This is a genomic window from Arthrobacter sp. UC242_113, assembly GCF_044054585.1.
GTDB lineage: Bacteria > Actinomycetota > Actinomycetes > Actinomycetales > Micrococcaceae > Arthrobacter.
On record NZ_CP171968.1, the window covers coordinates 2197036 to 2210658 of the forward strand.

Sequence of the window (13623 nt, forward strand, 5' to 3'; positions counted from 1 at the left end):
TCTCCGGGGGTGTCACCGGACCGTGTCCTTGGAGTCATTAATGTCGCCCGACAGAAGCTCGGCCACCCGCGGTGCCACCACGGTGCCGAAGAGTTCGATGCAGCGCATCATGGATTCGTGCGGCAGCGTGCCGTTGCCGTATTTCAGGTCGAAACGGTCCACGCCGAGGTTCCGCTTGAGCAGCGCGATCTTCTGCGCCACCGTCTCAGGCGATCCGACATACAGGGCGCCCTCGGGCCCGCACATGGCGTCGAATTCCCGCCGGTTTCCCGGGCCCCACCCCCGCTCGGCCCCGATCCTGTTGCGCTGGGCAAGCCAGTGCGGAAAGAGCTCCTCAAGGGCTGCCTCGTCGGTCTCGGCGATGTGGCCGGGCGAGTGGGTGGCGATCTGCTGCATGGGCCGGCCGTACTTGGCCATCGCCTCGCGGTAAAGATCCACCAGCGGGGCAAAGGCACGGGGCTGGCCGCCGATGATGGCAAAGATGATCGGGTAGCCGTACTCCGCGCAGCGCAGAACGGACTCCGGGGTGCCGCCCACGCCGATCCAGGCCGGCAGCAGGTGGTGCTCCAGCGGCGGATACACGCTCAGCCCGGCAAGGGAAGGCCGGGTGCGCCCTTCCCAGTGGACCGGCTTCTGCGCCCGCACCCTGTCGAAGAGCTCCAGCTTCTCCTCGAACAGCACCTCATAGTCCGCCAAGTCCAGGCCGAACAGCGGAAAGGACTCGACAAAAGAGCCGCGGCCCAGCATCACCTCGGCGCGGCCGCCGGACAGGGCGTCCACGGTGGAGAAGCGCTGGAAAACGCGGATGGGGTCGTCCGAACTCAGGACGGTCACGGCCGAACCGAGCCTGATGTTGGTGGTCCTGGCCGCGGCAGCCGCAAGGAACACCTCAGGGGCGGACACTGCAAAGTCGCGGCGGTGATGCTCTCCCACGCCAAAGGCGTGAAGTCCGACGGCGTCAGCCAGCACCGCCTGGTCCAGCAGCTCCCGAAGCACCTGGGCATGCGGCTTCGGCTCGCCGGCACCGTCCACTCCGACGTCGCCGAAGGTGTTCAGGCCCAGCAGGATCTGCCGTGGTCCTACCGGAGCGGTGGGTCCCCCGGCCGGTGTTGTGGTCTGGGCGGAGGGTGAACCACCGGCGTGTTCCGGCATCAGGACTCCTTGAGCCAGCCGGCGAGTTCGCTGGCCCAGTACGTGAGGACCATGTTGGCCCCGGCGCGCCGGATGCCCAGCACCGACTCGGTGATGGCTGCCCGCCGGTCAATCCAACCATTGGCGGCGGCGGCCTCGATCATGGCGTACTCCCCCGAGATCTGGTAGGCGGCCACCGGCACCGGGCTCATCTCGGCAACGTCGCGCAGGATGTCCAGGTAGCTCATGGCCGGCTTGACCATCACCATATCCGCACCCTCGGCGAGATCCAGCTCGACCTCCTGGACGGCTTCGCGGCGGTTGGCGGCGTCCATCTGGTAGGTCCTGCGGTCGCCCTTGAGCTGGGAGTCCACCGCTTCCCGGAACGGGCCGTAGAACGCCGACGCGTACTTCGCGGCGTAGGCCACCACGGCGGTGTTCACGTGGCCGGCCTCCTCAAGGGCCTGCCGGATCACGCCGATCTGTCCGTCCATCATTCCGGACGGGCCCAGCACGTGGGCGCCGGCGTCAGCCTGGGCCACCGCCATCTTCGCGTAGATCTCCAGCGTGGCGTCGTTGTCCACGTAGCCGTCGCTGTCGAGGACGCCGCAGTGGCCGTGGTCCGTGAATTCGTCCAGGCAGACGTCGCTCATCACCACGAGGCTGTCCCCCACCTCGGACCGGACGTCGCGGATGGCCTTGTTGAGGACCCCGTCCGGGTCCAGGGATGCCGTGCCCTCCGCGTCCCGGGTCTCGGGGATGCCGAACAGCATGATGCCGCCGACGCCCAGCTCCACGGCCTCGGCTGCCGCGCGCTTGAGGGTGTCCGTGGTGTGCTGCACGACGCCCGGCATGGAGGCAATCGGGTTCGGCTCCGAGAGCCCCTCGCGGATGAACGCGGGAAGGATCAGGTCTGCCGGGGCAAGCCGGTGCTCCGCCGTGAGCCTGCGCATGGCGGGGGTGGTGCGGAGCCGCCGGGGGCGGTGGTGCGGAAAGCTCATGTCCTGTCCTTCACTGTGGGCCTGCTGTTGATGAATGGATGCTTAGGTGGCTGCAACGGCCCGGATGACGGCCGCCACGAGCCCGTCAGGCGTGGCTTCCCGGGCCGTGGCAGCCACGACGAGTCCCAGGACTTCCGCCTCTGCCGCTGTGGCCGGGCCGATGGCCACGAGGCGGCAGGAGCCGAGCGGCGCCAGGATGGCGCCGATGCGCCGCACCGCGCTGGGTGAAGCGGCGACGACGGCGGCCAGGGCGCCGTCGTCGACCTCGGCTTTCGCCTCGGCGAGTGTCAGCAGCGGCTGCGGTGCGGCGCCCTCACTGCCGGTTCCGTCCAGTCCTGAGCCAAGGCGCCGCGCCGGCTCGGCCGGGAAGTCCACGGTGGAATAGGCCACCACGGTGCGCACCATGGCGCCTTTGGCCTCAAGCCCCCGGGCCAGCGCAGGGGCCGCGATATCGGCCTGGGGCAGCAGCACGGCGGCAGGACCGCCGGGCCACCCGCTGACGATCCCTGCGGCTGAATGTTGCTGCTCCGGCTCGAAGTGCACGGCAATTCCGGCTGCCTCAAGCGCCTTCCGGCTGGCGGGGCCCACCGCGGCAACCCGGGTTCCGGCCGGAAGCCAGTCTCCGAGTTCCACGGCGCGCTCTGCCGCCTTTTCCTGCAGTGCCAGGACGGTGGTGGCACTGCTGACCACGAGCCACTCAAAGCTGCCCGCGCCCAAAGCCTCAAAGGCGTCGTCAAGCGCTACCTGGTCCGGGGCGCGCTCGGCGGCCGTCAGCGGCAGGAGGAGGGGAACGGCGCCGGCCAGCCGCAGTGCCTCGGTGAGGGGCCCGGACCGCTCGGGGCTCCGCGTCACCAGGACGCGGAGCCCGTCCAGCGGACGTTCTTCCAGCGGACGTTCTTCCAGCGGGCGTCCGCCCGCCTCGTGCTCCCCGCTCGTCATTCGCATACGGTGGCCGGCTGCGGTCAGGAGGCCGTGAGGTCCGCGATGTCCGCAGCCCCGGCCGCCAGCAGGACCTCGGCCAGTTCGATTCCGAGCAGGGTGGCGCCCACCTCGGTGAGTCCGTCGGTCGCCCGCTTGTCCCGCACCGAGGCGGTGCCGTCCACGGCGCAGACCACCGCTTCCAGGTGGAGCATGCTGCCCTTCCGATACGCGTAGGCGCCCACGGGGGCTGCGCAGCCTGCCTCGAGCCGGGCAAGCAGCGCGCGTTCGGCGGTGACCGCAAGCCTGGTGTCGGCGTCGTCAAGAGCGGCCAGCGCCTGGGCGAGCACGCCCTGCGACCCCTCGCTGGAGCCCGGCCGGGCGGGTGCCTCGGCGGTGCGGCATTCGATGGCCAGCGATCCCTGGCCGGCTGCCGGGAGCATAATGTCCGTCTCCAGGTATTCGGTGACGGTGTCCAGGCGGCCGATCCGTTCCAGTCCGGCGGCGGCCAGGACGACGGCGTCGAGGTCGCACGACTTCCCGTCGACCACCGAGTCGGTGGCGTTGCCCGGCAGCCCGGGCACCCGGCCCAGCCGCGTGTCCACGTTGCCGCGGATGTCCACAATGTCCAGGTCGGGACGCACTGCGCGGAGCTGCGCTGCCCGGCGGGGTGAGCCTGTGCCGACGCGGGCGCCCTTGGGCAGGTCGGCCAGCTTGAGGCCGTCGCGGGCGCAGAGGACGTCGCGGACGTCCACGCGGGGCGGGGTGGCGGCCAGCGTCAGGCCCGGGGCCGAACCCGTGGGCAGGTCCTTCAGGGAGTGGACAGCCACGTCGCACTCGTTCCGCAGCAGCGCGTCACGCAGTGCGGCCACGAAGACGCCGGTGCCGCCCATCTGCGACAGCGAGCCGGTGAGGACGTCGCCGTCGGTCCGGACATGGACGAGTTCGACGTCGAAACCTCCGACGGCGGCCAGCCGGTCGGCAGTCTGCTGGGTCTGGGTTAGGGCAAGCTTGCTCGCCCTGGTGCCGATCCGAACCGTCACTTCGCGTCCTGTCCGGCTGCCGGATAGGGATCGTGTCCCTGACCGACGGTGGTGTCGGCACCGGCAATGGTGGGCTTTTCGCCGCGGAAGTTTTCGCAGCAGCCGGGGCGGCATACGTCGTACCAGGGCCCGAGGCCGGTGACGGCCTGGCGGTCCGCGATGTTGTTGGCCACCGTGCGTTCGCAGATCAGTTCCACCAGACCCTCGACGAAGCGGCGGTGCGTTCCCGGCGTGGGCACGCGCGTGGCGGCGAGGCCAAGGTCGCGGCAGGTCTGCAGGGCTTCGGTGTCGAGGTCCCAGACCACCTCCATGTGGTCGCTGACAAAGCCCAGGGGCACGATTACGATGCCCGCGACGCCCTGCTTGGCGAGGTCCTCGATCGCATCGTTGATGTCCGGCTCGAGCCACGGGATATGCGGGGCGCCGGACCGCGACTGGTAGACGAGGGACCACGGGGCGGACAGGCCGGAATCGGCTTCCACGCGGCGCATGATCTCCGCGCCGTTGGCGAGGTGCTGGGCCACGTAGGCGGAGTCCTCCGCGAACTCACGGGGCTCGTCCTCGGAACGGCCGGCGGCCACGGCATCCCGGGTGGGGATGGAGTGGGTGGCGAAGAGGACGTGGATGGGGGCGTCAGGCTTGCCGGCGGCGGCAAGCTGCGCGCGGACCTCGGCGACTCCCTCGGCGGTACCCGCAATGAAGGGTTCCACGAAGCCGGGGTGGTCGAAGTACTGGCGGACCTTGTCCACTTCCAGCCTTCCGTCGAGCCCGGTTTCGGTCAGGGCCATGCCGATGTCCTCGCGGTACTGGCGGCAGCTGGAGTAGCAGGAGTATGCGCTCGTGGTGAGCATGAGCAGCCGGCGGTGGCCGGCGTCGTACGCGTCCTGGAGGGTCTGCGGGATGTAGGGGTCCCAGTTGCGGTTGCCCCACAGGACGGGCAGGTCGATACCCCGCGCGGCCAGCTCAGCCTCGAGGGCGGCTTTCAGCTCGCGGTTCTGCTGGTTGATGGGGCTGATGCCGCCGTTGGCGCGGTAGTGGTGGGACACCTCTTCGAGGCGCTCATCGGGGATACCGCGGCCGCGGGTGACGTTGCGGAGGAACGGGATGACGTCGTCCTGGCCTTCGGGGCCGCCGAAGGAGGCGAGGAGGACGCCGTCGTATTCCTTAGGCGCCAGCCTGCCGCTCTCGGTGACAGGGTTCGCGGTGTCTTCCTGCGGGTCCAACGGACTCATGCGAGGACCTCGGCGATCTCGCCCGCGGTGATCCGCCGCCCGGTGTAGAAGGGGATCTCTTCGCGTACGTGGTTGCGTGCTTCGGTGGAACGCAGGTGGCGCATCAGGTCCACGAGGTCCACGAGCTCGGGTGCTTCCAGGCCGAGGATCCATTCCCAGTCGCCGAGCGCGAAGGATGACACGGTGTTCGAAATGACCTGCGGGAAGTCGCGGCCCAGCAGGCCGTGGTCGCGCAGCATTTTGCCGCGCTCGTTCTCCGGCAGCAGGTACCACTCGTAGGAGCGGACAAACGGGTACACGCACAGCCACTCGGCCGGGGCCACTCCGCGTGAGTACGCCGGCGTGTGGTTCTTGGCGAACTCCGCTTCACGGTGCACGCCCATGGCGGACCAGACGATTTCGGTTCCCGCGAACAGCTTGCTGCGGCGGATGTCACGGATGGCCTGCTGCAGCGCTTCAGGCTTGGGGCCGTGGAGCCAGACCATGACGTCGGCGTCGGCGCGCATGGCGGAAACGTCGTAGCTTCCGCGATGGGTGACCCCGCCCTCGGCCAGGCGCGCCACCAGGGCGTCGAAATCCTCGGCGGCATCGGCGCTGCGGAGGGCCTCGGCGGAGCGCTTGAAAACGGTCCAGAGGGTGAAGAACTGCTCGGCTGATTCTTCGGTTTTGGTGACAGATTCGGCAGGAGTGTGGCTCATGGTTACTATCCTGCCCCTTCCATGCGGCCTAAGTCGAAAAACTCAACTTCTACGTCGCGTAGAAGTGGCTAATTTCACAGCGACCGACGGATGCGTACCGCCGCCACACCCGCTGCCCCGGCGAGCGCCAGGAGCCCTGCACCCCACCACACCTGCGGCTCAATGGTTCCGCTCCGTGACACGCCCATGACGGCACTCTCTCCCGGCCCGCGGGTGTAGGGCGAGCTGATCGTGGCCATGTTGTTGGGGCCCGCGAGCTGCGCCGAGCCCCAGACGCCGCCGGCAACGCCCGCGGCCGAGCGTCCCCGCAGGCCGGAGCCGCCTGACAGGCCCGCGATCTCCTCGAACGGGCCGGCCTCCGCGGAGGGGATTCCGGTGATCGCTGCGCTTTGCGAACTGCCGGCGGCCGGCGTCGGGGATGCCCCGGTTCCGGCCGCCGGGGAGCCGGGGGCGGATCCGGCGGGTGCCGATCCGGCGGGAGAAGAACCGCCGGTTCCGGCCGGCGATCCTGACCAACTGCCCGACGGCGTCGGGGTTCCCGACTGCGACGGCGCCCAGGTTCCCGATGAGGACGGCGTGCCCGAGGGCTGTGTTTCGGACGGTTCAGGGGCTTCCGGAGTTCCTGATGGCCGGGCTGGCCTGGAGGGCGTCGCCGTTCCGGAAGAGGGCGGGGCTTCCGAGTCGGTCGGAGCGGGCGACGGCGCCGGCTCGGTGTTACCCGGATCGGACGGCGCCGGAGCGGGCTGCGTGGGCGTGGCCGAGGCGCTGATCGACGGGTCAGGCGTCGGGCTCGCTGTGAGGGTCACAGATGGAACCGGCGTCGGGACCAGCGGCGCCAGTGACGGCCGCAGCGATTTGGACGGCAACGGCGCGTCGGAGGGTGATGGCTCGTCCGTTGGCGAGGGCTCGGTGGGGCCGGCTGCTCCGCCGTCCGACTTCCCGCCGTTCCGCTTGCCTTCCCTTTTGCCGTGATTCGACAGGGCAGCCGCCGCCCAGGCCTCGAGGCCCGCGGCGTCGACAGCGGCGCCGAGCTCCGTTCCGGCAGCAGCACCGCCCTGGTCGGGCTCCGCCAGCAGGTCGGACACAGGCAGGTCGGACGCAGCAGCGTTGGATGCAGCAGCATTGGATGCAGGAACTCCTGCTGACAAGACCAGTACCGCTCCGAACGCTGCCGCTGCTGTGCCGCGCCGAAGTCCCCCATGGAAACCAGTCAGCGAACGAAAACCATCGGACTTCTGATTGACCATAGTCATCGACCCTAGACACAATTTCGCGCCGGGGAAAACTTGCGGAAGGTCCTCCCGGAAGGTATCGCGGGCGGCAGGTAAGCTGCCTCCCCGCAGCCGACCGCGAGAGCGGGGACGCCTACGCCAGGAAGGCCGTGACTTGTGTTTTCGTGTCGGCCACCACGGCCGCCAGCCCGTTGCCGGCCAGCCACCCGCCGACCATCAGCAGCCCGTCCGTGCCGGCGCAGATCTGCCGGACTTCGGCGACCCGCTGCCGGTGCCCCACAGCGGCAAAAGGCAGCGCTCCGGCCCAGCTGACGACGTCCCAGTCCACCAGCGCCTCCCGTGTGACCGGCACCGTCAGCAGCGCTGACGCATCCTGCAAAGCCATGTCAAGCAATGCCTCATCCGACGCCGATTCCGGCCCCGGTGCGGCGGCAGCCGCAGCGGCTGAAGCACCCTCGCTGCGTCCGTAGGAGAGCCGCAGCACGTGCCTGCCACGACCGGCCGCCTCCGCCACCCAGGCCCATTTGCCGGTGGCATGGGTGAGGGCTTTCGCCCGAATTCCCTCCGTTTGCGGCGCCACCAGGATCCCCGTTCCGCGCGGACGACGGTCCAGCGAGGGGAGGTCAACAACGAGTGTCACAAGCTTGACCACAGGCCCGGGCCCGGGCTGGTGCACGGCGAGCGCCGGGACCGCCTTCCCGAGGAGCCGCACTGCCGATGGTCCGTCCAGGGCAACCACCAGGACGTCGGCCTTGTAGCTCCCCTCCCCCGCCGCCACCTCCCAGCCCTGCGGGGTCCGTGCAACATCGGTTGCCGCTGTGCCCGGCATCAGCTGCACGCCGCGAGCCCTGAGGTCCGCCACCAGCTCAGTGACGAGGGTGTGCATGCCGCCCTTCAGGCCGGCGACGGCGGAGCCTGCCTTGGCAGGCTTGGCTTCCGTTGGCGCGCCCTGCGTTGGCGTGCTTTGCGTTGGCGTCCTTTGCGTTCCTGCCCCCTTGCGCTGGGCAGCCACGGCGGCGGCCAGAGAACCGTGCCGGGTGATGCCCGCGCGCAACCCCGGCGCCACCATATCGACGTCGAGCAGAGCGGGGTCAGCCGAATGCACGCCGCCCACCACGGGTTCCACCAGCCGTTCCAGGACGCGGCGTCCCATCCGGGCCCGAACCAGCGCGGAGACGCTGGAAACCTCGGCGGTGGTCCCCACGGAGGCAGGGAGCAGTTTGTCCAGCGAAGCGCGCAGGGAGCCCCCCAGGCCCAGCGAGCGGCGGACCTCCGGGTCCCACGGATTGGCCGGGATGCCCAGCACGCCGGTCTTGGGAAGTTCGCGAGGTCCGCCCGGCAGCTGCACCCATGCGCCGCCCGGCCGCGGGGCAACGATGTGTCCGCCCAGCCCGAGCTCAGCGGCGAGGTCGGCCACCGCAGTTGAGCGGGTGGCGAAGGACTCAGCCCCGCTGTCGAAGGTCAGCCCGGCGACGTCATGACTGCCGACGCAGCCTCCCCAGGCTTCGGCAGCTTCCAGCACCGTGGTGCGGAGGCCCGCCCGCGCCAGCTCCCGCGCGGCCACGAGCCCGGAGATGCCGCCGCCGACCACCAGTGCCGCGCGTCCGGCGGCCGGTGCAGTGGGTCCGGCGGCCGGAGGACTGCCCGCAGCCACAGCCCTTTACTCCGGGGAGACGGAGTGGATGAGTTCGACGACGCGCGTCAGGACGTCGGGGTCCGTTTCCGGCGGCACGCCGTGGCCGAGGTTCAGCACGTGGCCCGGGGCCGCCGCGCCCGATGCGATGACCTCGCGCACGTGCGCCTCAAGGACCTCCCACGGGGCGGACAGCAGCGCAGGATCGATGTTGCCCTGCAGCGGGACGGTGCCGCCCAGCCTGCGGTTGGCCTCCTCCAGCGGCAGCCGGTAGTCCACACCGACCACGTCAACGCCGACGTCGCGCATGGCCACCAAAAGCTCGGAGGTGCCGGTGCCGAAGTGGATCAGCGGCGCGCCAAGGCCACGGACGTGGTCCAGTGCGCGGGATGAGGCAGCGGCAACGAACCGGGTGTAGTCGGCCAGGCCAAGGGAACCTGCCCACGAGTCAAACAGCTGGCCCGCGGAAGCGCCCGCCTCCAGCTGGGCGCGCAGGAACAGGCCGGAGGCATCCGCGGCCCAGTTGGCCAGCGCCGTCCACGTCTCGGGATCGGCGTGCATCATGGTGCGCGGGCCAAGGTGGTCCCGGGAGGGCCGGCCCTCCACCATGTAGGCGGCCAGTGTAAAAGGCGCCCCGGCGAAGCCGATAAGCGGGGTCTTGCCGAGCTGATCCACGGTCAGCCGAACGGCTTCCCGGATGGGTTCCAGCGACTCCTCAGTGAGACGAGGCAGGGCGGCGACGTCGGCGGCGGTCCGTACGGGCTTATCCAGGACCGGCCCCACGCCGGGCACGATGTCGACTCCGACGCCGGCCAGCTTCAGCGGAATGACAATGTCGGAGAAGAAGATGCCCGCATCAACGTCGTGCCGGCGCACCGGCTGCAGGGTGATTTCCGAGGCAAGTTCGGGACGCAGGCATGAGTCCAGCATGGCGACGCCCTCACGGAGCTTCAGGTATTCCGGCAGGGAACGCCCCGCCTGGCGCATGAACCACACCGGGCGGCGGCTTGGCTTGCCGCCGCGGTACGCCGTAATAAGCGGAGAGTCAGCAGTGCGTCCGTCGCGAAGCGGATGGCCTGCGTCGAGTCCGGTACCGGCGGGGGTCAAAGCGCTAGAAGTCATGCCTTTGATTGTGCCCAAATTCGCCCCCAAAAGATAACGACAGCCTGTCACCCGCGGCAGCCCCATGAAGGGGTGGCAGGAATCACAGGCCCGGAAACCGGGGATCCGGACAAAGGGTTGTTCTACGCGGGTGCGAAAAAGCTATGATTGTCCTGCTGTGGTTCTTTTCTCATTGGTGGCTACACACGCCGACATCGACCTCGAAACCGTTGCTCAGCTAAGCAACGGTTCTTCTGGCATCGCCACGTCCGCCCTCGCCGGTTCGCCGGCGGTCAAGGGTGCGGTTGTCCTTGCCACCTGCAACCGCTACGAAATCTACGGAGAGGCGCCGCACGCCGACGACGTCGAGGCCGCACGCGCCGCCCTCGTCGGGCAGATCAGCGATTCGAGCGGCCTCAGCGAGCAGCTGGTGTCCCGGTCATTCAGCACCCGCACCGGCCCCGAGGTCACCGAGCACCTCTTTGCCGTGAGCTCCGGACTCGACTCCGCCGTCGTCGGCGAACGTGAGATTGCCGGGCAGGTGCGCCGCGCCCTGATCACGGCCCAGCATGAGGGCACCGCCAGCGCCGGGCTGGTCCGCCTGTTCCAGGCCGCCTCCAAGACCGCCAAGGATGTCGGCGCGCAGACAGCCCTCGGCTCCCGCGGCCTGTCCATCGTCTCGGTCGCACTCGACCTCGCCACCGACCTTTCCGAAGAGACCGACTGGTCGAAGAAGAAGGTGGTGGTGTTCGGCACCGGCGCCTACGCCGGAGCCACCATGGCCCTGCTCCGTGAACGCGGCTGCCGCGACATCGCGGTGTTCTCCTCGTCAGGACGCGCAGCCACCTTCGTGGCAACGCGCGGCGGCACGGCCCTCGACGGCGACACCCTGCACGCCGCCGTCGCAGCCGCCGACGTCATGATCGGCTGCAGCGGCTCGGACACGAGGGTGGAAGCCGCCGAGCTGGCCCAGGTCCGTGCCGGATCCACCCAGCCGCTGATCGCCATCGATCTGGCGCTCACCCACGATTTTGACCCCGCGGTCGGAGAGCTCGACGGCGTGGAGCTGCTGACTCTCGAGTCCGTGCGGCTCGCTGCGCCCCAGGAGCAGGCGGAGTCACTCGCGCAGGCCAGCAGCATGGTTTCCGGCGCCGCCCAGGCGTTTGAACAGGAGCGTGAGGCACGCTCCGTGGATTCAGCCATTGTGGCCCTCCGCCGCCACACCATGAGCGTGCTCGACGCGGAAATGGAAAAGGTGCGCGCCCGCCACGGCTGCACCGCTGCCGCCGAAGAAGTGGAGTTTGCGCTCCGCCGCATGGTGAAGCAACTGCTCCACGTCCCCACCGTGCGCGCCCGCGAGCTGGCGTCCAACGGCCAGCAGGACGACTACGTCGCTGCGCTGGAAACCCTGTATGGCATCACCGTGGAGCAGCCGGCCGCCGCGTCCAAGGCCGAGTGCCCTGTGGACCACAAAGCCCTTGCTGCTGGCAGCGGGTCGAATACCGGGACCCTGCAGGACTCCGCAATCCCGCAGGAAAATGAGGCCCGCAGGAACTCCGCTTAGCCTGCATATGTTCTGACAAACCAGACCCTACAAGCTTTCCATAGGTTCCCCGCGCAGCATTGAAGTTGCCCGTGAAAACCATATTGGGGAGCCATCATGAATTCTGCTTCACCGGCCTCTGCCGTGCCGTCACTGAGCCGCCGGCAATTCGGACTCATCGTGGGCGGTGGGGCGCTCCTGCTGGTAGGCGGTGGAACCTGCGGCATCGTGTCTCGCAGCAGACCTGGCAACGGAGCCGGGCTCTCCACAACCTTCGGCACACTGTCACTCGTCGACGCCGGACGCCTGGCCAGGCTTGATGCGCAGGGGCGGCCTGCCGCCACGCCGCTCGCCTCAGCCGTATCCCAGGTCACGGACGGAACGCGAAGGGCCGTCGCAGCAGGCCAGCCCGGAATCGAGCGCGTTTCCAGCCGCCAGGGTGCCCCGGTGGACGACCACCACGGCGACCCCCTCCTGGACTCAGACTGGCCGCAACCCGGAAACTTCACGTGGGGCGACGTCGTCGTGCTCGAAGTGGCGCTCACTAATGTCCGGCCCGAGCCGGTCCTGTTCAGCCCGGGACAGCTGCGCCTCAAGCTGCTGCCCTCCGGCGTCACGGTAGCCCCGCAGGACGCCGACCGCGGCCCCGGCACGATTGCCGCCGGTGCCAGCGAGAAGGTCTGGATCAGTTACCTGGCCCCGCACGATTCCGTCGCGATGGAAATCGAATACACGGGGCTGGAGGACGACGCCCCGCAGGCCCTTGCGCTCCCGCTGATGACGGTGGCCAAGGTACTCTCATGAGCCCGGCGTCGGTTCGCCTGTCATGCGTGCCGGTCTCAATAAACCGCGGTGAGGAACGCCGGGTCAGTAGACCGGCTTCTGCGGCTCCACGTCGCGCACCCAGGCGAGGATGCCGCCGTCGAGATGGCTGACGCGCTGGTAGCCCGCCTTCCGTGCGGCCGCCAGCACGGCGGCCGAGCGCGTCCCGGCCTTGCAGTGGAACACGATGTCCCTGTCCTGCGGCAGCTCGCCCCATGCCTCGCCGGAGAGGATCCGCCCCTGCGGGATCAGGACGGACCCGTCGATCCGGACAATGTCGTACTCCCCCGATTCGCGCACGTCCACCAGGTCGAAGTCCTTCAGCCCGGCCTGCCGCGAGGCCAGCATCGTGGCCAGCTGCGTTGCCGTCACGGTGTGCCCGGTGTCGGCTGTCTCCGCCGGGGTGACGCCGCAGAAGGCCTCGTAGTCGGTGAGTTCCGTGATCCGCGGGGCGTCCGGGTCCTTGGACACCCTGATCTCGCGCCAGCTGCCGCCCAGGGCGTCGTACAGCGCCACGCGGCCCAGCAGGGAACGCCCGACGCCGGTAATCAGCTTGACGGCCTCCGTCACCATGAGCGATCCGACCGCAGCGCACAGCATCCCGAACACGCCGCCCTCGCCGCACGACGGCACGGAGCCGGCCGGCGGCGCCTCCGGGTACAGGTCCCGGTACGTGGGGCCGTGCTGCTCCCAGAACACGCTGACCTGCCCGTCGAAGCGGAAGATGGACCCCCACACGTAAGGCTTGCCGAGGATGGCGGCGGCGTCATTCACCAGGTAGCGCGTGGCGAAGTTGTCCGCCCCGTCCAGGATGAGGTCGTAGCCGGCGAAAAGCTCCAGGGCGTTGGAGGCATCAAGCCTGACGTCGTGCAGCCGGACGTCCACCAGCGGGTTCAGTTCCGCGATGGCGTCCCGGGCGGATTCGATCTTGGGCCGGCCCACGTCCCGCACACCGTGGATGATCTGCCGCTGCAGGTTGCTCAGGTCCACGGCATCGTCGTCGATGATCCCGATGGTTCCCACTCCGGCTGCCGCGAGGTAGAGCAGCGCTGGCGACCCCAGGCCACCGGCGCCGATGACCAGGACCCGCGCGTTCTTCAGCCGGCGTTGGCCGAGTGCGCCGATTTCGGGAATGATGAGGTGCCGGGAATACCGCTCCACCTCTTCGGTGGACAGCCCGGCTGCGGGATCGACGAGGGGGCCCGGGAGCGTGCGGACTGTATTTGCCGTGGACGGAGAAGCCATACTTCAATGTATGCCTGAAGATAC

Annotated in this window: 12 protein-coding genes; 2 read left to right on the top strand and 10 right to left on the bottom strand. The window is 69.4% G+C overall.

All coding sequences use genetic code 11. The annotated features are described in order from the left end of the window. Nucleotides 1–12: 12 nt before the first annotated feature. From ACHMXB_RS09880 to hemE, 9 genes are all read right to left on the bottom strand, one after another. Nucleotides 13–1152, bottom strand: a complete 1140-nt coding sequence (locus ACHMXB_RS09880; RefSeq protein WP_395404845.1) for an LLM class flavin-dependent oxidoreductase — start codon at nt 1150–1152, stop codon at nt 13–15. After that, nucleotides 1152–2132: a porphobilinogen synthase gene (gene hemB / locus ACHMXB_RS09885; protein WP_395404847.1), complete on the bottom strand. Its 981-nt coding sequence runs from the start codon at nt 2130–2132 to the stop codon at nt 1152–1154. The genes ACHMXB_RS09880 and hemB overlap by 1 nt, the downstream gene beginning before the upstream one ends. 42 nt (nt 2133–2174) lie before the next feature. Further along, nucleotides 2175–3071: a uroporphyrinogen-III synthase gene (locus ACHMXB_RS09890; protein WP_395404849.1), complete on the bottom strand. Its 897-nt coding sequence runs from the start codon at nt 3069–3071 to the stop codon at nt 2175–2177. Between the two features lie 23 nt (nt 3072–3094). After that, nucleotides 3095–4093 carry a hydroxymethylbilane synthase gene (gene hemC / locus ACHMXB_RS09895; protein ID WP_395404851.1) on the bottom strand — a complete coding sequence of 333 codons (999 nt, stop codon included), beginning with the start codon at nt 4091–4093 and terminating at the stop codon, nt 3095–3097. Next, entirely contained in the window at nt 4090–5325 is a 1236-nt protein-coding gene (locus tag ACHMXB_RS09900) for a ferrochelatase (protein ID WP_395404853.1), read from the bottom strand. The genes hemC and ACHMXB_RS09900 overlap by 4 nt, the downstream gene beginning before the upstream one ends. After that, nucleotides 5322–6023 (bottom strand): hydrogen peroxide-dependent heme synthase, encoded by a 702-nt coding sequence (hemQ, locus tag ACHMXB_RS09905; protein ID WP_395404855.1) that lies wholly within the window; start codon nt 6021–6023, stop codon nt 5322–5324. The genes ACHMXB_RS09900 and hemQ overlap by 4 nt, the downstream gene beginning before the upstream one ends. A 74-nt stretch (nt 6024–6097) precedes the next feature. Continuing rightward, nucleotides 6098–7171, bottom strand: coding sequence for a hypothetical protein (locus ACHMXB_RS09910; RefSeq protein WP_395404857.1), 1074 nt, complete (start codon nt 7169–7171; stop codon nt 6098–6100). A 217-nt stretch (nt 7172–7388) separates the two neighbouring features. Continuing rightward, nucleotides 7389–8909 carry a protoporphyrinogen oxidase gene (gene hemG / locus ACHMXB_RS09915; protein WP_395404859.1) on the bottom strand — a complete coding sequence of 507 codons (1521 nt, stop codon included), beginning with the start codon at nt 8907–8909 and terminating at the stop codon, nt 7389–7391. Between the two features lie 6 nt (nt 8910–8915). Continuing rightward, the gene (gene hemE / locus ACHMXB_RS09920; RefSeq protein WP_395404861.1) at nt 8916–10010 is read right to left on the bottom strand and encodes a uroporphyrinogen decarboxylase; all 1095 of its coding nucleotides are present in this window, start codon (nt 10008–10010) and stop codon (nt 8916–8918) included. Between the two features lie 157 nt (nt 10011–10167). On the opposite strand from hemE, the gene ACHMXB_RS09925 reads away from it, so the two are divergent. Beyond that, nucleotides 10168–11553 carry a glutamyl-tRNA reductase gene (locus tag ACHMXB_RS09925; protein ID WP_395404863.1) on the top strand — a complete coding sequence of 462 codons (1386 nt, stop codon included), beginning with the start codon at nt 10168–10170 and terminating at the stop codon, nt 11551–11553. Between the two features lie 96 nt (nt 11554–11649). Beyond that, entirely contained in the window at nt 11650–12336 is a 687-nt protein-coding gene (locus tag ACHMXB_RS09930) for a hypothetical protein (RefSeq protein WP_395404865.1), read from the top strand. A 63-nt stretch (nt 12337–12399) separates the two neighbouring features. On the opposite strand, the gene moeB is transcribed toward ACHMXB_RS09930, so the two are convergent. Beyond that, on the bottom strand, nt 12400–13599 hold the full coding sequence (gene moeB / locus ACHMXB_RS09935; protein ID WP_395404867.1) for a molybdopterin-synthase adenylyltransferase MoeB: 1200 nt from the start codon (nt 13597–13599) through the stop codon (nt 12400–12402). Nucleotides 13600–13623: the final 24 nt, after the last annotated feature.